The organism is Paraburkholderia sp. ZP32-5 (assembly GCF_021390495.1).
Lineage (GTDB): Bacteria > Pseudomonadota > Gammaproteobacteria > Burkholderiales > Burkholderiaceae > Paraburkholderia.
Genome location: NZ_JAJEJP010000001.1, coordinates 1,956,164 through 1,976,928 on the forward strand (window position 1 = coordinate 1,956,164; position 20,765 = coordinate 1,976,928).

The following is a 20,765-nucleotide window of genomic DNA, read 5'->3' on the forward strand; positions in this document are numbered from 1 at the left end:
GGGACGTCCCTCGTTTTTCTTCGCAGCTGAAAAGTGGTTGCACGAACAACCGGTGCAATGCGTTCGCGGATCGATACGTTGCCGCCCAAACGCGCGAATCGCACGGCTTGCGCGAATCGCAAACCGCCGCCACGCCCGCGGCTCACGCAGCAAACCGCGCTCCCGCCACTCAGCGTGCGGGCGCCTGTGCCGCGGTGCCGCGGCTCGGCGTGCCGAGCGCACGCAACGTTTCCTTGACGGTTGCGACCCGCACCGAGAAATCGGGGCTGCGCGTTTCGATACGCAGCTTGTCCTGGCCCGCGAGCTTGATGTGTTTGTGCTTCTGCACCATCTCGATGATTCGCATCGCGTCGATCGGCGGATTCGGGATGAACTGCAGGCCGATCACCGCCTCGGCCGCATCGATCTTCGAAATGCCGAGCGGCTTCGCGGCGAGCCGCAGACGATGCGTTTCCACCAGCGCGTGTGCCTGCGGCGGCAACTTGCCGAAGCGGTCGATCAGCTCTTCCTGGATGCCGTCGATCGAATCGTTGTGTTCGCAATTGGCGAGCCGCTTGTACAGCGACAGACGCTCCTGCACGTCGCCGCAATAGTCGGCGGGCAGAATCGCCGGCGTGTGCAGATTGATTTCGGTGGTCGCCGCGAGCGGCGCGGTGAGGTCCGGCTCCTTGCCTTCCTTCAGCGCCTTTACCGCATCGTTGAGCATGTCGGTGTACAGCTGGAAACCGATCTCGTGAATCTCGCCTGACTGCTTGTCGCCGAGCACTTCGCCGGTGCCGCGAATTTCGAGGTCGTGCATCGCCAGATAGAAGCCCGAGCCGAGTTCTTCCATCTGCTGGATCGCTTCGAGCCGGCGTTGCGCCTGCTTGGTCAAGCCTTGCGGATCGTGCACGAGCAGATACGAGTACGCCTGGTGATGCGAGCGACCGACCCGTCCGCGCAACTGATGCAACTGCGCGAGGCCGAACTTGTCCGCGCGATGGATCAGGATCGTGTTCGCGCTCGGCACGTCGATACCGGTTTCGATGATCGTCGTGCACAGCAGCACGTTCGCGCGTTGCGCGACGAAGTCGCGCATCACGCGTTCGAGTTCGCGCTCGTGCATCTGACCATGCGCAACCGCGATGCGCGCTTCGGGCACCAGCGCTTCGAGCATCTGCCGGCGATTCTCGATCGTCTCGACTTCGTTATGCAGGAAGTACACCTGGCCGCCGCGCTTCAGCTCGCGCAGCATCGCCTCGCGAATCACGCTGTCTTCCTCGCGCCGCACGAAGGTCTTGATCGCGAGGCGCTTCTGCGGCGCGGTCGCGATCACCGAGAAATCGCGCAGGCCTTCGAGCGCCATGCCGAGCGTGCGCGGAATCGGCGTGGCGGTCAGCGTCAGCACGTCGACCTCGGCACGCAGCGCCTTCAGCGCCTCTTTCTGACGCACGCCGAAGCGGTGTTCCTCGTCGATGATCACGAGCCCGAGCCGCTTGAACTGCACATCCGACGACAGCAGCTTGTGCGTGCCGATCACGATGTCGACCGAGCCTTCGTTGATCTGCTGGATTGCCGCGTTCACTTCTTTCGTCGACTTGAAGCGCGACAGCTCGGCGATCCGCACCGGCCAGTCGGAGAAACGGTCGCTGAAGGTTTGCGTGTGCTGTTCGGCGAGCAGCGTGGTAGGGGAGAGCAGCGCGACCTGCTTGCCGCCCATCACCGCGATAAACGCCGCGCGCAGCGCGACCTCGGTCTTGCCGAAGCCGACGTCGCCGCACACGAGCCGGTCCATCGGCTTGCCGCTCGTCATGTCGCCGATCACGGCCGCGATCGCGGCGGCCTGGTCCGGCGTTTCCTCGAAGCCGAAGCTCTCGGCGAACTTCACGTAATCCTTCGGTTCGAGCGCGAACGCATGGCCCGAACGAGCGGCACGGCGCGCGTACAGATTCAGCAGTTCGGCCGCGGTGTCGCGGATCTGCTGCGCGGCCTTGCGTTTGGCCTTTTCCCACTGGCCCGAGCCGAGCGAGTGCAGCGGCGCGCTTTCCGGATCGGCGCCGCTATAGCGCGAGATCACGTGCAACTGCGCGACCGGCACGTACAGCTTGCTGTCGCCCGCGTATTCGAGATGCAGGAACTCGGTGTCGCCTTCGCCGAGATCCATCGTGACGAGGCCCATATAGCGGCCGATGCCGTGCTGCGAATGCACGACCGGGTCGCCCACTTTCAACTCGGACAGGTCGCGCACCATCGAATCGACGTTGCTCGCCTGTTCCTGGCGGCGGCGTCCGGCGCGTCGCGCGAGCGGCCCATACAACTCGGTTTCGGTGACGATCGCGACGCCGTCGCCCGGCACCGCGAAGCCGTTCGCGAGCGGCGCGACGCCGAGCGCGAAGCGCGCGTCGCTCTTCAGCCAGTCGGCGAAGCTGTCGGCCGATGTGGGTTTCAGCTGGTTGTCGGCGAACAGTTGCAGCAGCGTCTCGCGGCGGCCCGCCGATTCGGCGGCGAACAGCACGCGGTTCGGCGTGGTCGAGAGAAACGCGCGCAATGCGGCGACCGGATCGTCCGCGTGACGGTCGATTGCGAGGTTCGGCAGCGCCAGCGACCACGCGCCGTCGCCGTTGCTGGGCAGCGCGAGCCGAGCGAACGGCTTCGCGAGGATGTAGAAATCCTCATCCGACAGGAACAGCCGCTGCGGTTCGAGAATCGGCCGGTCGCGATCGTGCGACAGGAAGTTGAAGCGCTGCTTCGTGTCGTTGGTGAAGCGCCGGATCGCTGCATCCAGATCGCCGGCGAACACGAGTTGCGAGCCTTCCGGCAGATAGTGGAACAGCGTGGCCGTGTCCTCGAAGAACAGCGGCAAGTAGTACTCGATGCCCGCCGACGGCACGCCGTTGCCGATGTCCTTGTAGATCGACGCGCGGCTCGGGTCGCCTTCGAAGGTCTCGCGCCAGCGGCTGCGAAACGCGGTGCGGGCGGCTTCGTCGAACGGGAATTCGCGGCCCGGCAGCAGCCGCACGTCCTTGACCGGGTACAGGCTGCGCTGCGAGTCGGGATCGAATGCGCGGATCGAATCAACCTGGTCGTCGAACAGATCGATCCGGTACGGCAGCGGCGAGCCCATCGGGAACAGATCGAGCAGCGAGCCGCGCACGCAGTATTCGCCCGGCCGTACGACCTGGCTCACGTGCTCGTAGCCGGCGAGCGTCAACTGCGCCTTCAGCTTCGCTTCGTCGAGCCGCTCGCCCTGCGAGAACGAGAATGTGTAGGCTGCCAGAAACGACGCCGGCGGCATCCGGTACAACGCGGTGGTGGCCGGCACCAGCAGGATGTCGCAGCGGCCCTCGCCGAGATCGTGCAGCGTCGCGAGGCGCTCGGAGACGAGGTCCTGGTGCGGCGAGAACGTGTCGTAGGGCAGCGTCTCCCAGTCGGGCAGCAGGCGCACGCGCGCGTCGGGCGCGAAATAGCCGATTTCCTGCGACAGCCGCTGCGCGTCGACGGCGTTTTCGCAGACGACCGCCAGCAGCGGCATCTTCTCGCGGTATGCAAGGTGGTAGCGGGCGATCAGCAGCGCGTCGGACGAACCGCGCGTGCCGTCGAAGGCGAAACGCTGGCCGGCCTTGACGAGCGCGACGGGCGGGGAGGACTGCGAGGATGCGGCGGTATCGGGCATAAAGGAGAAAAAGCGGCTCGGGCTACACGTGACGGGCAAGTTTACGCGGGTGCGGGCGCGGATGGCGAAGCAGCTATTATAAAATCCGTCCTTTACTTTGACTTCGCGGCATCCGCACTCGTGACTTCCCGCCTATTCGCCCTGATTCCGTGCGCAGGCACCGGCAGCCGTTCCGGTGCCGCGATGCCCAAACAATATCGCACTGTCGCCGGCCGCGACATGCTGCATTACTCGCTCGCCGCCTTCGACGCCTGCTCGGAATTTGCGCAGACCCTCGTCGTGATCGCTCCCGATGACCAGCATTTCGACGCGCGCCGCTTCGGCGGGCTGCGCTTCGCGGTGCGCCGCATGGGCGGCGCGTCGCGTCAGGCGTCGGTGCTCAATGGCTTGCATGCGCTCGCCGAGTTCGGCGCGCACGACGACGACTGGGTGCTGGTGCACGATGCGGCGCGCCCCGGTATCACGCCCGCGCTGATCCGCGCGCTGATCGGCGCGCTGAAGGACGAGGCGGTCGGCGGCATCATGGCGCTGCCGGTCGCGGATACGTTAAAGCGCATCGACGGCGCCTCCGCCGATGGCCGCATCGCCCGCACCGAGGCGCGCGATGGGCTGTGGCAGGCGCAGACGCCGCAGATGTTCCGCATCGGCATGCTGCGCGAGGCGATCCTGCGCGCGCAGGCCGACGGTCACGATCTGACCGACGAGGCCAGCGCGATCGAATGGTCGGGCCATGCGCCGAAGCTCGTGCAGGGCAGCCTGCGCAACTTCAAGGTCACGTATCCGGAAGATTTCGATCTGGCCGAGGCGATTCTGAGCCGGCCGGCCGCTTCGTGATGCGTGGTGCGCCGCTGCGCGACCGTGCTGCTGGACGATTCAACGATTTCAATATCGGCGCGCGAATCCGCGGCGCTGATGCAAGGCTTTAAAGGCTTCAGGACTCGAGGACGTGACGCAAATGGATTTCAGAATTGGGCAAGGTTACGACGTGCACGCGCTGGTGCCGGGACGCGCGTTGATTATCGGCGGCGTGACGATTCCGTATGAACGCGGGCTGCTCGGCCACTCGGATGCGGACGTACTGCTGCACGCGATTACCGACGCGCTGTTCGGCGCCGCCGCGCTCGGCGATATCGGCCGGCATTTCTCCGATACCGACGCGAAGTTCGCCGGCGCGGATAGCCGCGTGCTGCTGCGCGAATGCGTCGCGCGCGTGAAGGCGGCGGGTTTTGCGATCGGCAATGTCGATAGCAGCATAATCGCGCAGGCGCCGAAGCTCGCGCCGCATATCGACGGGATGCGCGCGAATATCGCCGCGGACCTTGGCTTGCCGATCGAGCGCGTCAACGTCAAGGCGAAGACGAACGAGAAGCTTGGCTATCTCGGCCGCGGTGAGGGGATCGAGGCGCAGGCCGCGGTGTTGCTGGTCAAAAACTGAGCAGTTCTCTACGAGGCGGCGTGCGCTACAGTGTCGCGCCACCGATCGCGCGATTGGACGGACACAGTTCGTCCGTTCGCAGCGCATCGAGAATACGCAGCACTTCTTCCGGATTGCGGCCGACGTTCAGGTTATTGACCGATACGTGCTGGATCGTGTTGTCCGGATCGACGATATAGGTCGCGCGCAACGCGACGCCTGCTTCCAGGTCGCGCACGCCGAGCTGATCGATCAGCTCGCCTTTCACGTCGCCGAACGAGTAGTGATTCAGTTTGTCGAGGTCCGGGTGCTCGCGGCGCCATGCGAGCTTGACGAATTCGTTGTCGACGCTGCCGCCGAGCACCACCGCCTCGCGGTCCTGGAAATCCTTGACGAGCCGGCTGAATTCGACGATTTCCGTCGGGCAGATAAACGAAAAATCCTTCGGGTAGAAGTAGATGATTTTCCACTTGCCCGGAAACGACTGCTCGGTGATATCGATGAACGCCGACACGCCGTGTTCTTCCGGATGATTGAAGCCCGGTTTGGCGGCGGTGACGGTGAACGCTTCGAGTTTATCGCCAACGGTTTTCATGCGGGTGCTCCTTCGTCGATCCACGTGCGTTCAGGACGTCGCCTTACTATGCGCCGTTATCACGCGCCCTTGGCAAGCGGAAACTCGATCGTGACTTCGAGCCCCGGCCCAGGCGAGCGGTTGCGCAGACGCAAGGCGCCGCGATAACGCGCGACGAGCCGCTGCACGATCGCCATGCCAAGGCCCGTACCGTTGGCCTGCGTGCGCGCCGAATTCACGCGGTAGAACGGCCGCGTGACGAGCGCGAGCTGGTCTTCGGGAATACCGGGGCCTTCGTCGACCACCGAGAGTTCGACACGCGAATGCGAGACGCGCGTCTCCAGTATCACGTGCGGCACGCCATCGCCTTCGCTGCCGCCGTATTTGCGCGCGTTCTCCAGCAGGTTGCCGACCACGCGGCGCATGTCGGTTTCATCGGCCTCGATCACCGCGGAAGGCGCGAGCCGCGTAATGAGCCGCATGCTGTCCTCGCTTTGCATGCGCGCGGCGAGTTCGCCCGCGATGATCGACAGATCGACCGGCTCCGGCACGCGCTGCACCGGCCGCGCGTAATCGAGGAAGCGGCCGATGATCATATCCATCTGTTCGATGTCGTCGACCATCGCGTCCTTGGTCGCCTGATCGGACGGGCTCATTTCGGTTTCGAGCCGCAGCCGCGCGAGCGGCGTGCGCAGATCGTGCGAGATGCCCGCGAGCATCAACGCGCGGTCCGCTTCGAGCTGTTCGAGATCACGCACCATCTGGTTGAAACTGCGATTGGTTTCGGCGGCCACGCCCATGCCGCGCTCGGGCAAGGACTCAGGCGACTGCCCGGAGCCGACCTTGCGCGCGGCCATCGCCAGACGCGCGAACGGCCGGTTCACCAGACTCGTGATGAACGCCGCGCCGAACAGCGACAGCGCCAGCGCGAACACGCCCCAGCCGGCCCATTGCAGACCGGTTGCGTTATCGAGTTGATCGCGATCGAGCGCGACCCAGTAATCGTCGTCGTCGATCTTGAAGCTGATCCACACGCCGTTGATGTCGTTCACGCTCTGCGCGATCACGGTGTCGTCGCCGAGGCGGCCGCGGATGTCGTGCTCGATCAGACGATTCAGCGATTCGTCGGGTTGGAGTTTGTATTTATCGGTGGCCTCGCGCGGATAGACGCGCACCCCTTCATTGCTCTCCAGATCCTGCAGCAGCGCGCGCCGCAAGTCGGGATCGGAATAGAGGAGCGCGGTGCGCGTGAGCTTGACGATCGCGACGAGTTGCAGCGCCACGCGCTGCGCGCGCGGCTCGCGTTCGATCACGCGAAAGCTCTGGAACCACGCCGCGAGACTGACTGCGATCAGCAGCGCGATCAGCAGAAAGGTCCGCCAGAAAAGGCCGCCGAACGCGAGCGTCAGGAGGCGCCGGTCGATCCGCATGGGCCCTTCTTATGAGAAGTCAAAGACAGCGACGATTTTGCGTGACACCGGAGCCGGTGCTTTGCTTGAGACCAGCATAGCTGCTTTGCATGCGACCGGAGTCGCGCGCTGACGCGCGAACCCCGGTCGACAACTGAAGCGCACACTCTGGTCGACAGCCGAAGCACCTACTCCGGTCGACATGCTGGAGCGCAACTCAGGCGGCTCCGTCGGGGATGAACACGTAGCCCAGACCCCACACGGTCTGAATGAAGCGCGGGCTGCCCGGATCAGGTTCGATCAGCTTGCGCAGACGCGAGATCTGCACGTCGAGGCTGCGGTCGAACACTTCGTATTCACGGCCACGCGCGAGCTCCATCAGCTTTTCGCGCGACAGCGGCTGACGCGGATGGCGCGCGAACACCTTCAGCACCGAAAACTCGCCGGTGGTGAGCGGAATTTCCTGGCCGGCCTTGGTCAGCGTGCGGGTGGCGAGATTCAGCGCGAATTCGCCGAACTCAAATACCTCGGTGGTTTCGGACGGCGCACCCGGCAGTTCGGACGGCGACTGACGGCGCAGCACCGCGTGAATGCGCGCGACCAGCTCGCGTGGATTGAACGGCTTCGGCAGATAGTCGTCGGCGCCCATTTCGAGGCCGACGATGCGATCGACATCCTCACCCTTGGCCGTCAGCATGATGATCGGCGTGCGGTCGTTGCTGCCGCGCAGGCGGCGGCAGATCGACAGACCGTCCTCGCCGGGCAGCATCAGGTCGAGCACCAGCAGATCGAAGCGCTCGCGTACCCAGAGCTTGTTCATTGACGGCGCATTTTCGGCGACATAGACGTTGAAGCCCTGTTCGCCGAGATAGCGGCGCAGCAGATCGCGCAGGCGTGGGTCGTCGTCGACGACGAGGATTTTCGATGGGTTTTTGGTTTCCATGGTCGGCATCTTAGCGCGATTAGAAAGTGGTGCGCGGTTACACCATTTCGGGGGTTACAGTCGGTTACAAAATTTACCCGCGCTGTGGCCCGACGTAAAGTATGCGCGTTTAGACTCCTTTACTGAATGCGGCTGTTCGGTGGATACTTCACTCGAAAAATCTCTCGCACCCGGCTGTTACCGGGGTTTGAATACGCATCTGAGGTAGCCGGTTGCCGCGCCACGAAGGGAACAACATGAAGGGAGGGGTTTGGCCAAATGTGCGCCTAAGCGTGATTGCACTGGCGGTTGCCAGTACACTCGCAGGCTCACTGAGCCCGACGCTCGCCCATGCCCAGCCGTCCGCCGACCGACTCGCGAACGAGCATGCATCCCACCCCAGCAATGCCAGGGTCAATCACCACAATCCCAGCGCCGATCACCCTGCTTCAGACGTGATGCTGCGCACCGCGGTTCCTCCCGATCTCGATCAACGCCGCCGCGACGGCCATATGACGCCCGAAGAGCGGCGTCTGCTGCGCCAGCACATCGAAGACGCCGTCCGCGAGCTGTACAAGCGGTAGTCTCCGCGCGTGCCTTGTCAGGCGCGTGTACATCCCACACCTTGAACGCTTCTGTCACGCGGATCCCGGCGCGTGAAAAATCCCGTTGCATCTTCAACGTCAACGGCTTGCCGCTCCGCGCCGTTGAGCCGCCAGCGTAAGCGCAATCAAGAGCGCACTCCATCCGCGCGAGCGCTGCGACCTGCGAGATCGCGACAACCGGATCAGCGATGATAAAACTCCCTCGACGTGTTACAGGCGGCCCATGGTTCACGGTCTCGGCGACCGCGCTGGCCGCGGTGCTTCAACACGCGACCTCCGCTTTCGCGCAGCAGCGCGAGCCGCGTGCTGGGCAGGCCGGACATCGAGCGCAGGGCTCGGGTGCAACGGCCTCAACCGCCACAACAGCAGAGGCGGAAAGCGCACAGAGCCTGCTCGACCTCGACGACGCGCGCTTTTTCCTGACCCGTACCGGCTTCGCACCCAATCACACCGAGCTTGTGCAATACGTGGGACTCACGCGCGAGCAGGCGGTCGACAAGCTGCTCTCGACAGCGCGCACCGAGTCTGTCGTGCCGCCGCCCGACTGGGTATCCGCCCCGATCCCGACACGCGCCGAGCGCAATACCCTGGTGCCGGGGCTGCGTCGTGAGCAACAACTCGAGCGGAGTCGGCGTTACGAACTATTACGCGCGTGGTGGGTGCACGAGATGCTGACGACCCCTTCGCCGCTGACCGAGCGCATGACGCTTTTCTGGCACAACCACTTCACGTCGGGGCAGGACAAGGTGCAGTTCGCGCAGCCCATCGCGCAACAGAACATGCTGCTGCGCCGGCACGCGCTCGGCGATTTCGGCGCGATGCTGCACGCGGTCGCGAAGGATCCGGCGATGCTGCAATACCTCGATGGCGCGAGCAATCGCAAAGGCAAGCCGAACGAAAATTTCGCCCGCGAGGTGATGGAACTGTTCACGCTCGGCGAGGGGCATTACACGCAGCGCGACGTGGCCGAGGCCGCGCGCGCGTACACCGGGTGGAGTCTCGATCCCGATACGCAGACCTACGTGTGGCGTGCGAATCAGCATGACGACGGCGACAAGACGGTGCTCGGTCAAACCGGTCCATTCGATGGCGACCAGGTGCTCGATATCCTGCTCGCACGGCCCGAGACCGCGACGTTCGTCACGACCAAACTGTGGCGCGAATTCGTCTCCGATACACCGGACCCGGCGCGCATCGAGCCGATCGCCGCGCAGTTTCGCGCGAGTCGCTACGACATCAAGGTGGTGTTGCGCGGGCTGCTGTCGAGCGACGCGTTCTGGGATGACGAGAACCGCGGCGTGCTCGTGAAGTCGCCGGTCGAGTTCGTCGTCGGCACGGTGCGCGCGTTCGCGATCGCCTATGACGACACCGAGCCGTTCGCCGCGCGGATTCGCGCGCTCGGCGAGAACCTGTTCTACCCGCCGACCGTCAGAGGATGGCCCGGCAGCGCGACGTGGATCAACAGTTCGACGTTGCTTGAACGCAAGCAATTCGTCGAGCAGCTGTTTCGCGCGACCGAGGCCGCGAAGCCCGCGCGGATGAACGAGCCGGCGCACGCGACGAAGATGGCAGGCGATGCGCGACCCATGCCTGCTAGTCCGGCGAATTGGTCGCCGCAGCACGCGATGGCGCGCACGGCTCAAGGTGGCGTACGCTTCGATATCGCGCAGTGGCTCGCGCTCTACAACACTTCGCCGGCCGCGAAGCCGGGGCTATCGACTGAATTGCAGTTGCAACACGCGGTCTTGCCATTCACGCCGGTCGATGCGATTGCCACCGATTCGACCGCGAGCGCGTATCTCGAAGCGCTGCTGATGGACCCGGCCTATCAATTGAAGTAGCCGGGAGAGTCGAAAACATTAGCGCGGGCTCGCCGTGGAAAACGGCAAGCCACGCGCGGGTACGACCTGGACCAAACACAAGCATCAACGAGGTGCGGGATGAAACGACGCAGCTTTCTTTCGATGGGCGCAGCCGCTGGCGCGTCGCTGTGGTTGCCCCACGCGGTAGGCGCGGGCAACGAGGCGCCCGCGCAGAGCGCTTCGAGCGATGCATCGATCGTGTCCGCCTCTTCGGGCCACGGTTACGGCAACTTGCTGATCCTGATCGAACTGAAGGGCGGCAACGATGGGTTGAACACTGTGATCCCGTTCGCCGATCCGCGCTATTACACGCTGCGCAGAAACATCGGCATCCACCGCGACCAGGCGATTCAGCTCGACGAAAGCACCGCGCTGCATCCGGCGCTGCAGCCGCTGCTGCCGCTGTGGCAAAGCAGTCAGTTGGCGATCGTGCAGGGCGTCAGCTACGCGCAGCCCAATCTGTCGCATTTTCGTTCGATCGAAATCTGGGATACCGCGTCGCGCTCCGATGAGTACTTGCGCGAAGGCTGGCTCACTCGCGCGTTTGCGGCCATGCCCGTGCCCGCCGGTTTCGCGGCCGATGGCGTCGTGATCGGCAGCGCCGAAATGGGACCGCTCGCGAACGGCGCGCGGGCGATCGCACTCGTCAATCCCGTGCAGTTCGTCAGGGCATCGCGGCTCGCGATGCCGGTATCGCTGCCCGAACGCAATCCGGCGCTCGCGCATATTCTCGAGGTCGAGAACGACATCGTGCGAGCGGCTGACCGTTTGCGTCCGGCGCGGGGACAGCCGCAATTGAAAACTGCGTTTCCTGGCGGCGCGTTCGGCAGCTCGATCAAAGCGGCGATGCAGGTGCTGGCCGCGTGCGACGTGCTGGAGAAAAGCCCGTCAGCCGGCGCGCCGCAAGCGCAGCCGCTGAGCGGGCAGGGCGTCGCGGTGATCCGCCTGACACTGAACGGTTTCGATACGCACCAGAACCAGCCGGCTCAGCAGGCTGCGTTGCTCGGCCAATTCGCGGAAGGTCTGGAGGCGATGCGCTCGGCGCTCGTCGAACTGGGACGTTGGAACGACACGCTGGTGATGACCTACGCCGAGTTCGGCCGTCGGCCGCGCGAGAACCAGAGCAACGGCACCGATCACGGCACCGTGGCGCCGCATTTCGTCGCGGGCGGGCGCGTACAGGGCGGCTTGTATGGCGTGTCGCCGGTGCTGGCGCGGCTCGACGGCAACGGCAATCTGCCGGTCGGCGTGGATTTCCGTCAGCTTTATGCGACGGTGCTGGGGCCGTGGTGGGGACTCGATGCAGCGGCGATTCTGCGGCAGCGATTCGAGCCGTTGCCGTTGTTGCGTGCTTGATGGTGGTCTCGAGCGACGCGTCGTCTTGAGCGCGGTGCGTGGCCGGCTTGCCATTTTGCGCGAGGCGGTAGAGCAGCCGTAGTGACCGACAGTGGACTTGTGTAGCGCGTCCGCTTCGCGGTTGTTCCACACCTGAGCTTGCACCTGCGTTTTCGCGTGCATTGCGCCCGCGCTTTTACACCTGCATCGCCCTTATTTCGCGCGCCACGCGATCCACAGCTTGCGGATCGGCGTCAGCGCGATGCGTTGATGCAGCACGTGATAGCCGTCCCGTTCGATTTCATCGAGCAACGCCAACGCCAGCGCCGCCAGCGCGATCAGCGTGCGCTGCGCGCGGCGCGCCTGCGCGGGCATCGCGGCGAGCGCGGCCCGCACCGCATCGCGCGCGCGATGGGATTCGAAGCGCATCAGCTCGGTGAACGCGTCGGTGTATTTGCGGTTGATCAGATCGGCGGCCGTGACGTTGAAGCGCTGCATCTCGTCGATCGGAATATAGATACGGCCATGGCGCGCGTCGTTGCCCGTTTCGGCGACGAATTGCGTGAGCATCAGCGCTTCGCCGAGCGACGCGGCCCAATCCGCCGGTTGCGCCGCGCCGTCCACTGCACTGTTCGCCGCGCCGCTTGCGGCACCATTCGCCGCCGCCCGCGAGACAAGCGACGCGAAGTTACCGCCGACGCCGCCCACATAACGCCGCAGATTCGGATAGTCGAGATAGCGCGCCTGGTCCAGATCCATTTCGAAGCCGTCGAGCAGCGCCTGCAACGCCGGATATTCGGTCTGCACGTCGGACAGATGGGCGGCGAGTGCCTGGGAGACCGGATGCGACGGCGAGCCGGCGGCGAGCGACGCGATCTCTTTTTGCCACCACGCGAGCTTGGTGCGGCCGATCGCGGGATCGCTGGTTTCCTTGACCGTTTCCTCGAACTCACGACGCAATGCGAACAGCGCCGTCAGCAGCGGCCGGCTGGCCGCGCGCGCTTCGCGCAGCGCATAGTAGGTGCTCGATCCAGGCGGCGCCGCTTTCTGCTGGCAATAGTCGTCGAAATTCACGGGATTGGGTGTATGGGGAAGGACGGGCGGCGAAGGCGCGCTGCGCATGCATTGGGTGCCTATCGTGGCAGCTTCGCGTGGCGTCTTCGCGTCGAGCCGAAAATTGTAGCATCGGCACCGCCCGCACACAGGCCGGCAGATGCAGACAAGCGCGAATCAATCAGTTAGAATCTCGCGCTTACGCTTTTGGGCGCATGCTGATTGCGCGATCCTGAGCGCGCGAAATTCGCGTGAGTGGCGAAATTGGTAGACGCACCAGGTTTAGGTCCTGACGCCCGCAAGGGCGTGCCGGTTCGAGTCCGGCCTCACGCACCACTAGCGATAAACATGATTCTCTATTTCCATGGGAATCATGTGGAAACAAGGGCTTAACAGCAAGCCGCTTCCCCTGCGGGCAGGCATAAGACTACAGGTTTTGGGGAAGAGTGTAGAATGGCCTCCCCAAATTCTACGCACGGGGTTCCCCACGATGGCTTCCATTACCGCCTACAAGGAAGGTTGGCGCGCCCAGATCTACGTGCAAGGCGAGCGCGACTCGCAGACGTTCTGCACGCGGCGCGAAGCCAAGGCGTGGGCGGCCGCGCGCGAACATGCGATCCGGCAGGAAAAGGGCAAAAGCCCGGCCGCGCGCTATACGCTGCGCCAGATGCTCGAACGCTACGACGAAGAAATCATCCCCGACAAACGCGGCTCGCGGCCTGAATCGCTGCGCCGATTCTTGCTCCAGCGCCGCCGGGCACCGAGCAAGATTACACACTATCACCCGGCGCCCAAGGCGACATCTACCGGGGTAGCTAACCGGTCGGCAGGCGCGCGCCCTTTAGAATCGTTGCGCCACTGAGCCTGCACCACGATCCCAATATTTATTTGTACCGCTGGCGTTGCAATCTCATGAAGGCGGGTTTAAATGCGTCCATGTTTCTCGCGTTGAGCCCAAGGACAGGGACGCATCGATCGTCTTGCGATGGCTCTCCTTTCGCGAGCTTAACGTCAGGAAGGTCTCTCGATACAGTGAAAGCAAAAGTGCGCGCCGTGAATTCTGGGGTCTGCCTGACAGTGATGCGCTGGTAGTAGCAGAATTCGTCGTATGCTAGTGCCGTCCACGAAATTCCGCCGTCGGCAATCATCGTTATTTTAGAACCGGTCGGGCAGTGCCCAATCATGATGCCAAATACCGTTATCTCCCGCCCAACATCAAAATAGCGGACTTTGTTTGGAGTTATCGACGCACAGTTCGAAGGGTATCCGCCCCGATCGATTCGATAATCATCAGGCGCAGTGGAGGGGAGCAACTTCTCAACCCAGAATGTATTCGGTTGGAAGAAGTATTCATTTTTGAATGAAGGCCGTTCGCTGGCTATGAGTGCCTTTAACTCATCTTCAATCCTGTTCGCAGTCCATTTCGCACCTTCTGGCGTCGGGTGTATGCCATCGGGGTGCATCTTCTCCAGGACTCCATTTCCGGCCATCTCCACATCTAGTTGGAGCAGAGGCACGCCGTACTCGTTTGCCACTTCGCGGGTGACGTCCGTGGCAAGGTCTGCAGAGTAATCGATGCCAGTTCGTGGCAGGCATAAGAAGACTGGCTTGGCTCCAGCGCGGAGCACGGACTCCACCAGATATCGCAGGGGCCAGCCAAATGAAATGGGGCGGTTCGATCCAATTCGCCAGTTGGATGTGCTCACCTCGAGGACGACGGTATCGTAGAAGTCGCGGGCTAGGACTTCCTCTAAGTAATGGAGGGCAGAGCTTGGCTGAAAGCCTCCTAGCGCCACAATCGATACGTGGGCAAACCCGCTATTCTCCCACCGGTCCTTCAGCTCATAAGCGTACGACCAGCGCTGCTCGGTTACGCTGAATCCCAAAAAAAGTACTTTCTTCATGCCGCCTTCAAGTGCTTAATATTTTCGTATCGAGCGTGGGCCGCGCTCTCTGACGAGCGAACCTGGCGTTTTTCTTGGCCCATTCGTGGCACTCATATTTGGGCGAGTGGCATTATACGGTAGGGACGGCGGCCGCCCTGGGCGAGAAGTCAGCTGCGCGTCTGCTCATACCGCGCCATGCGCTTGCGCAACCAGTCGACGATCCGGTCGTTCCGCGCGATCGCCTCGTCATAGGTCAGCGTGTCAGTCGTCTTATCCTTCAGCCCGGGCCCGTCGAAAATTGCAGAATTCCTCCCTAGCGATTCCCCACGGCGCTCCGCAAAGCCCCATCTATCAAGGTTATGAGTCCGGCCTCACGCACCATGAAGGAAGAAAGGGCCGCATACGGCAACGTATGCGGCCCTTTTTGCGTTCCACGCGCGGTTTTCTACAGCAGCGCGACCGGCGTAATCGCGTGCCCGGTAGCGAAGTGGCGCAGCACGTTGTCGCGCGTGAGTTCCGCCATCCGCATGCGGGTCTCGTGCGTCGCGCTGGCGATGTGCGGGCTCAGCACCACGTTGTCGAATGCGAACAGCGGCGAGTCGCGCTCGAGCGGTTCGTGCGCGTAGACGTCGAGCGCGGCGCCGCCGATGCGCCCATCGCGCAGCGCGTCGACCAGCGCTGCCTCGTCGACCACCGAGCCGCGCGCGACGTTGACGAGCGTGCCTTGCGGGCCAAGCGCGTCGAGCACGCGTGCATTGATCAGATGGCGCGTCTGCGCGTTGCCCGGACAGCAGACGACGAGCAGATCCGATTCGCGCGCGAGTTCGACGACATCCGCGAAATAGCGCAACTCGTTGTGCTGGTCGCGCGGCCCGTGATACGCGCAGGTGACATCGAACGCCGCGAGCCGGCGCGCGATCTCGCGGCCGATACGCCCGAGTCCGACGATGCCCGCGCGCTTGCCCGCGAGGCTCGTCGCGAGCGGGAACATGCCGTTCTGCCAGTGGCCCGCGCGCGTGAAGCGGTCGGCCTGCGGCAGGCGGCGCAGCGCGCACAGCGTAAGGCCGAGAGCAAGTTCAGCGACCGCCGCGTTCAGCACCTCCGGCGTGTTCGTCACGACGAGATTGCGCGCCGCGGCATCGACGAGATCGATGCCGTCGTAGCCGACGCCACAGAACGCGACGATTTCGAGCGCCGGCAGACTATCGAGCAGCACGGCCGGCACCTTGAAGGCCGAGCGCAGCACGATCGCGCGCACCTGCTCGCGCAGTGCCGGCGTGGCGTCGAGATCGGCCGGCGAGACGAGTTCGAACGCATCGGCGAACAGCGTCTGCGTCGCGGCTGGAAAATCGCCGAGGTACAGCACGCGGCCAGGCGGCCGGGCGGGCAAAGAACGATCGATCATGCGAAGAGACACTCAAACGAGAAAGAGGAAGGCCACGCCGTACACGACGGCGCCGAGCAGGAAGGTCATCATCGTGAAGCCGAGTACGCGCTGCACGCCGACGCCGGCCATCGCGACCACCGGCGCGGCCCAGAACGGCTGCATCATGTTCGACACCTGTTCGCCGACCGCGACCGCCATCGAGGTGGCTGCCGTCGACGAGTGCAGCGCGACCGCCGCCGGAATCACGAACGGCCCTTGCACGGCCCAGTGTCCGCCGCCGCTCGGCACCAGAAACGTCACGAGCAGCGAGCACACATAACTCCAGAACGGCAGCGTGTGAGTCGTGGAGATCGCGATGAAGAAGTTCGCGATCACGCCGGGCAGGCCGGTGGCCGCCATGATGCCCATCACGCCGCCATAGAGCGGGTATTGCAGCGTCATCGAGCCGGCCTGGCGCGCGGCGTTTTTCACCGCGTTGCCGTACGCGAGCGGATAGCCGTGCAGCACGAGGCCAAGAATGAACATCACGAAGATCACTGCGTTGACGCCCGAGAACGTGCCGATATTCAGGATCTGCGTGAACACGACGACGGCCACGCCTGCCACGCCGAGCAACAGACTGGCCACGCGCGAATATTCGAGGCGTTTCGCGAACGACATCGTGGCGGGGCGAGCGGGCGGCGTTGGGTCAGGATTTTTTGCGATGTCGAGCACGATCGCGTCCGCGTCGCGCGGGCGCATCAGCGCAATCACGATCGGTGTCGCGACCAGCATCACCGCGGCAGGAATCAGGTTGAACGGCGTGAACACAGTCTCGGTGAACGGCAGCACGTGGCCGGTCAGCTTTTCGACGACGTTCATCGGGCTGCCGTGCGTGGCCTGCGCGAGCACGATCGTGCTCGAGATGCCGCCCGCCTGGACGACCCAGCCGGAAAATCCGGCCGCAACGATCCACGCGAAATCGACCGGCATGCGTTTGGCGACTTCGCGCGCGAGCAGCGCGCTGACGACGAGGCCAAGCCCCCAGTTGAAGAACGACGCGATCGCGACCAGCAGGAAGGTCAGCGTGGCGGCCTGCACCGGCGTGCGCGCGACGCCGACGATCGATTTGAACACGCGCTGTACCGGCGGCGCATGCGCGAACGCGTGACCGGTGACCAGCACCAGAATGATCTGGAAGCCGAACGTCAGAATGTCGAAGAAGCCCTTGTACCAGCCGAGCACGATATGTTCGAACGACGCTTTCGGCGCGAATAGCGCGGACAACGCCGCGACCAGGATCGTGATCAGCACCGCGAGCACGAACGGATCGGGAATGATCCGTTCGAACAGATCGATGGTCGCCTCGGCGAAGCTGCGCCGCGTAGGCGTCGCCGCCAGGTCTCCTGCCTCTGCTTTCATGTCTCCACCTGCTTGGTTTGATGGCCGCTCGTCAGTGGCGGCCTGTCGTTGAGCGGCGCTTAGAAACCGTAGAGCCGCGCCGGGTTGTCAACCAGAATCCGCTCGCGCGTGCGCGGATCGGGCGCCCAGCGCGACAGCAGTTGCAACATATCCGCGGTGTCCGGCTTGAGCGACACGGGCGAATGCGGCCAGTCGCTGCCCCACACGAGGCGCTCCGGCGCGCTGTCGATCCATGCGCGGGCGATCGGATCGAGGTCGGTGTAGCCGTCCGCCGCGCCGGTTTGCGAGTCGAGATAAGGACCGGACAGCTTGACCCACGCGCGCTCGCTTTCGACCAGTTCGCGCATCACGTCGAACGCCGGATGCCGCGTGCCCGCCGGTAGCGGCAGGCGGCCGAGATGATCGAAGACGATCGGCGTGGGCAATCGCGCGAGCTTGTCGCGATGCTCGACGACCTGATCGGCCGTCCAATGCAGTTGCACGTGCCAGCCATAACCCGCGATGCGCGCGGCGAGCGGCTCCAGCATGTCGAAATCGACCGCCGCGAATTCCGGGCGATACAGCGTGAAGCGGATGCCGCGAATGCCGCCGTCGTGCAGGCGCTGCAGTTCGGCTTCGGTGACGCCGGTGCGCAGCACGCCGACGCCGCGCGTGCGCTCGGCGCCGAGCCGGCGGATCGCATCGAGGGTGATGCTGTTGTCGGTGACGTAGTTGCGCGGTGTGACGACGACGGTGCGCGTGAGTCCGAGGCGCGCCTGCACGCGGCGGTAGTCGTCGGCGGTTGCGTCGCGCTCGACCCGCTCGTCCGGCCCGTCATGCGCGAAACGCAGATCGTAGATGTGCATGTGCGCGTCGCAGTACGGCATCGGAGCGGGCGTCGCTCCATGCGTCGCGGACGAAGGCGCCAGGGGTTCATCGTGATCGGTATGCGAAGCAACGGACATCGGGCGTCTCTCGTCTCTCGTTCGAGTCGCGCGTTAGCGCGTGGTGGGATCCTGAATCGCGTCGTGCAGCGGGTCCGCGGTGCCGGCCGTGGAGCCTGTGGACGCTGCATCGAGCGCCGCGCGCACGTGCGCAGTATGTTCGCCAAGCGCCGGCGCGGTGAACGGATCGGGGCCTGGGGTGCGCGCGAACTTGATCGCCCGCGTAAAGCCCCGATAGCGCCCGATCCGAGCGTGCTCGAACTGCGCGACCATCTGTTCGCTTTGCACCTGCGGCGCGTCGAACATGTCTTCCAGACGACGTGCGCTCGCGCACGGCACCTCTTCGCCGAACAACGCTTCCCATTCGAGTGCGCTCTTCGCTTGCAGTGCGTCGCGCAGCTTCGGCACGATTTCATCCGCATGCCGCGAGCGCTTGCGCACGGTGTCGTACTTTTCGTTGTCGGCGAGTTCGGCCAGGCCGACCTTCTCGCACAGCGCACGCCAGAAATGCGGCGTATTCGCGGACAGATACAGGTAGCCTTCGCGAGTCGGATGAATGCCGGTCACGCCGCCCGCGCGCATCTCGCGGCCGATGTCGCGCGGCTCGCCGTCGGCCCATACCATGCGCGCCGACTGCATCGTCAGCGCCGCGCGCAGCAGCGATACGCCGATGTATTGACCGACGCCGCTTTTCTCGCGCTCGTACAGCGCCGACGCGACACCGCCCGCGACCAGCGCGGCCGCGTAATAGTCGACCACCGAGCCGTACACGAGCTCGGGCGCGCCATCCGGTTTGCCCTGGTAATGGCACATGCCGGTCATCGTCTGCAGCACCTGGTCGTAGCCGGCTTTTTCCGCGAGCGGACCGCTCTCGCCGTAGCCGCTGACTGCGCAATAGATCAGGCGCGGATTGATCGCGCGCAGCGTGTCGTAGTCGATACCGAGACGCGGCGCGACGCTCGGGCGGAAGTTGTGCACCAGCACGTCGGCGTCGCGGACCAGATCGAGCAGGATCGCGAGGTCGTCCGCTTCCTTCAGGTTCAGCACGACGCCGAACTTGCTGCGGTTGATGCCGATGAACGCGCGGCTTTCTTCGGCGAGTGTCGACGGATAGTGGCGCAATGTATCGCCGATCGGCGGCTCGATTTTGATCACTTCCGCGCCCTGATCGGCGAGCAGCGTGCAGCCATAGGGCGCGGCGATATACGCGCTCAGATCCAGCACGCGGATGCCGGACAGCGGTCCTTGCGCGCCGCTGCGCGCTTGCGGCAGCACGGCCGCGCGGCGGTTCGTCGATTCGCTCATGGCGTGAGTTCCGGATTCGTTGTCGTGGTTCCGCCCATGCGCGCTGAAGAATCCGCGGGCAGCAGGCCGAGTCCGCGCGCGGCGGCGACGATCGCCTCGGCGCGCGCGACGAACGGCGGATCGATCATCTTGCCGTCGACCACGTACGCGCCGACGCTGCGTTGCTGCGCATCGCGCGCCGCCTCGACGACTTTCAGCGCATGCGCGATCTGCTCGTCGGTCGGACGGAACACCGCGTTGGCGAGCGCGATCTGGCTCGGATGGATGCAGCTCTTGCCGATATAGCCAAGATCGCGCGAGAACCTGGCCTCGGCGTTGAAGCCTTCGACATCGGCGATATCGGCGAACGACGAATCGAACGCGAACACGCCGGCTTCGGCGGCGGCCACACGCACCGCGAACATCGCGTGGCGCACGAACACCGAGTCCTCGCGCGCGATGCCGATCGGCTCGAACAGATCGGCGAGGCCGAGTTGCAGGCCGGCGACGCGTTCGTCCGCCGCAGCCAGTTCGTGCGCGATACGCAAAGACTTCGGCGTTTCGATATTCAGCAGCAGGCGGATCGGCTGCGTGAGCCCGTGCTCCTGTTCGGCTCGTGCAATCGCGCGGGCAACGTCGCGTACTTGCGCGGCGCTGTCGGGCTTCGGCAGGTTGATCAGATCGACGCCGGTACGCACGATCGCGCGCAGGTCGTCGGCGAACCACGGCGTGTCGTACGCATTCACGCGCACGATGATGGTTTTGCCGGACGCCCGGGGCGCGCCGCTTGCGAACAGCGTTTGCAGTTCGCCGCGCGCCCGCGGCTTGGCGTCGGGCGCCACCGCGTCTTCGAGATCGAACGAGATTGCATCGGCGGCGCTCGCGAGCGCCTTTGGGAACAGTTCGGGCCGCGAGCCCGGGACGAAGAGTTTGCTTTTCATGACCCTAGTGTCGCGCCGCCGAATCAAAAGATAAACTGGCAAAATCTTCGTTCAATCGAAAGTTTTTCTGGCTTTTTGCTTGCCTCTTTTTGCCTGCCTTTTTGCCTGCCACGGGAC

At 64.4% G+C, this 20,765-nt stretch carries 17 protein-coding genes and 1 tRNA gene; 7 read left to right on the forward strand and 11 right to left on the reverse strand.

The annotated features are described in order from the left end of the window. Positions 1-169: 169 nt before the first annotated feature. The gene (mfd, locus tag L0U82_RS08280) at positions 170-3,652 is read right to left on the reverse strand and encodes a transcription-repair coupling factor (RefSeq protein WP_233829873.1); all 3,483 of its coding nucleotides are present in this window, start codon (positions 3,650-3,652) and stop codon (positions 170-172) included. 120 nt (positions 3,653-3,772) lie between these two features. On the opposite strand from mfd, the gene ispD reads away from it, so the two are divergent. Together ispD and ispF are read left to right on the forward strand one after the other, a co-directional pair. Then, entirely contained in the window at positions 3,773-4,486 is a 714-nt protein-coding gene (ispD, locus tag L0U82_RS08285; protein WP_233829876.1) for a 2-C-methyl-D-erythritol 4-phosphate cytidylyltransferase, read from the forward strand. 121 nt (positions 4,487-4,607) lie between these two features. Beyond that, a complete protein-coding gene (gene ispF / locus L0U82_RS08290; protein WP_233829884.1) occupies positions 4,608-5,087 on the forward strand; it encodes a 2-C-methyl-D-erythritol 2,4-cyclodiphosphate synthase in 480 nt (159 codons plus the stop codon). Positions 5,088-5,112: 25 nt separating this feature from the next. Here the strand turns inward: ispF and L0U82_RS08295 are convergent, their stop codons facing one another. The 3 genes from L0U82_RS08295 to ompR form a co-directional block, all read right to left on the reverse strand. Further along, the gene (locus tag L0U82_RS08295; RefSeq protein WP_233829885.1) at positions 5,113-5,661 is read right to left on the reverse strand and encodes a peroxiredoxin; all 549 of its coding nucleotides are present in this window, start codon (positions 5,659-5,661) and stop codon (positions 5,113-5,115) included. Between the two features lie 59 nt (positions 5,662-5,720). Beyond that, on the reverse strand, positions 5,721-7,070 hold the full coding sequence (locus L0U82_RS08300) for an ATP-binding protein (protein WP_233829888.1): 1,350 nt from the start codon (positions 7,068-7,070) through the stop codon (positions 5,721-5,723). Positions 7,071-7,266: 196 nt separating this feature from the next. Next, a complete protein-coding gene (ompR, locus tag L0U82_RS08305) occupies positions 7,267-8,001 on the reverse strand; it encodes an osmolarity response regulator transcription factor OmpR (RefSeq protein WP_006048917.1) in 735 nt (244 codons plus the stop codon). Positions 8,002-8,228: 227 nt separating this feature from the next. On the opposite strand from ompR, the gene L0U82_RS08310 reads away from it, so the two are divergent. The 3 genes from L0U82_RS08310 (at position 8,229) to L0U82_RS08320 (ending at position 11,794) form a co-directional block, all read left to right on the forward strand. Beyond that, positions 8,229-8,555 carry a hypothetical protein gene (locus tag L0U82_RS08310; RefSeq protein WP_233829890.1) on the forward strand — a complete coding sequence of 109 codons (327 nt, stop codon included), beginning with the start codon at positions 8,229-8,231 and terminating at the stop codon, positions 8,553-8,555. A gap of 209 nt (positions 8,556-8,764) precedes the next feature. Further along, the gene (locus tag L0U82_RS08315) at positions 8,765-10,417 is read left to right on the forward strand and encodes a DUF1800 domain-containing protein (protein ID WP_233829892.1); all 1,653 of its coding nucleotides are present in this window, start codon (positions 8,765-8,767) and stop codon (positions 10,415-10,417) included. Between the two features lie 99 nt (positions 10,418-10,516). Next, on the forward strand, positions 10,517-11,794 hold the full coding sequence (locus tag L0U82_RS08320) for a DUF1501 domain-containing protein (protein ID WP_233829894.1): 1,278 nt from the start codon (positions 10,517-10,519) through the stop codon (positions 11,792-11,794). Positions 11,795-11,986: 192 nt separating this feature from the next. Here L0U82_RS08320 and L0U82_RS08325 read toward each other — a convergent pair whose 3' ends face one another. Then, the gene (locus tag L0U82_RS08325) at positions 11,987-12,847 is read right to left on the reverse strand and encodes a squalene/phytoene synthase family protein (RefSeq protein WP_233833180.1); all 861 of its coding nucleotides are present in this window, start codon (positions 12,845-12,847) and stop codon (positions 11,987-11,989) included. A 228-nt stretch (positions 12,848-13,075) separates the two neighbouring features. Here L0U82_RS08325 and L0U82_RS08330 point away from each other — a divergent pair. Together L0U82_RS08330 and L0U82_RS08335 are read left to right on the forward strand one after the other, a co-directional pair. Then, positions 13,076-13,162: transfer RNA gene (locus L0U82_RS08330), tRNA-Leu, on the forward strand. A gap of 154 nt (positions 13,163-13,316) precedes the next feature. Beyond that, positions 13,317-13,688 carry a hypothetical protein gene (locus L0U82_RS08335; protein ID WP_233829896.1) on the forward strand — a complete coding sequence of 124 codons (372 nt, stop codon included), beginning with the start codon at positions 13,317-13,319 and terminating at the stop codon, positions 13,686-13,688. 22 nt (positions 13,689-13,710) lie between these two features. On the opposite strand, the gene L0U82_RS08340 is transcribed toward L0U82_RS08335, so the two are convergent. The 6 genes from L0U82_RS08340 to L0U82_RS08365 all read right to left on the reverse strand — a co-directional run bounded on the left by L0U82_RS08340 (position 13,711) and on the right by L0U82_RS08365 (position 20,648). Continuing rightward, on the reverse strand, positions 13,711-14,730 hold the full coding sequence (locus L0U82_RS08340) for an SGNH/GDSL hydrolase family protein (RefSeq protein ID WP_233829897.1): 1,020 nt from the start codon (positions 14,728-14,730) through the stop codon (positions 13,711-13,713). Positions 14,731-15,157: 427 nt separating this feature from the next. After that, entirely contained in the window at positions 15,158-16,117 is a 960-nt protein-coding gene (locus L0U82_RS08345) for a 2-hydroxyacid dehydrogenase (protein WP_233829900.1), read from the reverse strand. Positions 16,118-16,129: 12 nt separating this feature from the next. Beyond that, on the reverse strand, positions 16,130-17,500 hold the full coding sequence (locus L0U82_RS08350) for a TIGR00366 family protein (RefSeq protein WP_233829907.1): 1,371 nt from the start codon (positions 17,498-17,500) through the stop codon (positions 16,130-16,132). A gap of 59 nt (positions 17,501-17,559) precedes the next feature. Continuing rightward, positions 17,560-18,444, reverse strand: a complete 885-nt coding sequence (locus L0U82_RS08355) for an amidohydrolase family protein (RefSeq protein WP_442793603.1) — start codon at positions 18,442-18,444, stop codon at positions 17,560-17,562. Between the two features lie 33 nt (positions 18,445-18,477). After that, a complete protein-coding gene (locus L0U82_RS08360; protein ID WP_233829909.1) occupies positions 18,478-19,728 on the reverse strand; it encodes a CaiB/BaiF CoA transferase family protein in 1,251 nt (416 codons plus the stop codon). Then, positions 19,725-20,648, reverse strand: a complete 924-nt coding sequence (locus tag L0U82_RS08365) for an HpcH/HpaI aldolase/citrate lyase family protein (RefSeq protein WP_233829911.1) — start codon at positions 20,646-20,648, stop codon at positions 19,725-19,727. The genes L0U82_RS08360 and L0U82_RS08365 overlap by 4 nt, the downstream gene beginning before the upstream one ends. Positions 20,649-20,765: the final 117 nt, after the last annotated feature.

Bases quoted from the DNA above. Each gene is read 5' to 3' on its own strand.
- ompR (WP_006048917.1), bottom strand. From the start codon at position 8,001: ATGCCGACCATGGAAACCAAAAACCCATCGAAAATCCTCGTCGTCGAC.
- ispF (WP_233829884.1), top strand. From the start codon at position 4,608: ATGGATTTCAGAATTGGGCAAGGTTACGACGTGCACGCGCTGGTGCCG.
- L0U82_RS08340 (WP_233829897.1), bottom strand. From the start codon at position 14,730: ATGAAGAAAGTACTTTTTTTGGGATTCAGCGTAACCGAGCAGCGCTGG.
- L0U82_RS08300 (WP_233829888.1), bottom strand. From the start codon at position 7,070: ATGCGGATCGACCGGCGCCTCCTGACGCTCGCGTTCGGCGGCCTTTTC.
- L0U82_RS08360 (WP_233829909.1), bottom strand. From the start codon at position 19,728: ATGAGCGAATCGACGAACCGCCGCGCGGCCGTGCTGCCGCAAGCGCGC.
- L0U82_RS08350 (WP_233829907.1), bottom strand. From the start codon at position 17,500: ATGAAAGCAGAGGCAGGAGACCTGGCGGCGACGCCTACGCGGCGCAGC.
- L0U82_RS08315 (WP_233829892.1), top strand. From the start codon at position 8,765: ATGATAAAACTCCCTCGACGTGTTACAGGCGGCCCATGGTTCACGGTC.
- L0U82_RS08310 (WP_233829890.1), top strand. From the start codon at position 8,229: ATGAAGGGAGGGGTTTGGCCAAATGTGCGCCTAAGCGTGATTGCACTG.
- L0U82_RS08320 (WP_233829894.1), top strand. From the start codon at position 10,517: ATGAAACGACGCAGCTTTCTTTCGATGGGCGCAGCCGCTGGCGCGTCG.
- L0U82_RS08365 (WP_233829911.1), bottom strand. From the start codon at position 20,648: ATGAAAAGCAAACTCTTCGTCCCGGGCTCGCGGCCCGAACTGTTCCCA.
- L0U82_RS08355 (WP_442793603.1), bottom strand. From the start codon at position 18,444: ATGTCCGTTGCTTCGCATACCGATCACGATGAACCCCTGGCGCCTTCG.
- L0U82_RS08345 (WP_233829900.1), bottom strand. From the start codon at position 16,117: ATGATCGATCGTTCTTTGCCCGCCCGGCCGCCTGGCCGCGTGCTGTAC.
- L0U82_RS08335 (WP_233829896.1), top strand. From the start codon at position 13,317: ATGGCTTCCATTACCGCCTACAAGGAAGGTTGGCGCGCCCAGATCTAC.
- mfd (WP_233829873.1), bottom strand. From the start codon at position 3,652: ATGCCCGATACCGCCGCATCCTCGCAGTCCTCCCCGCCCGTCGCGCTC.
- L0U82_RS08295 (WP_233829885.1), bottom strand. From the start codon at position 5,661: ATGAAAACCGTTGGCGATAAACTCGAAGCGTTCACCGTCACCGCCGCC.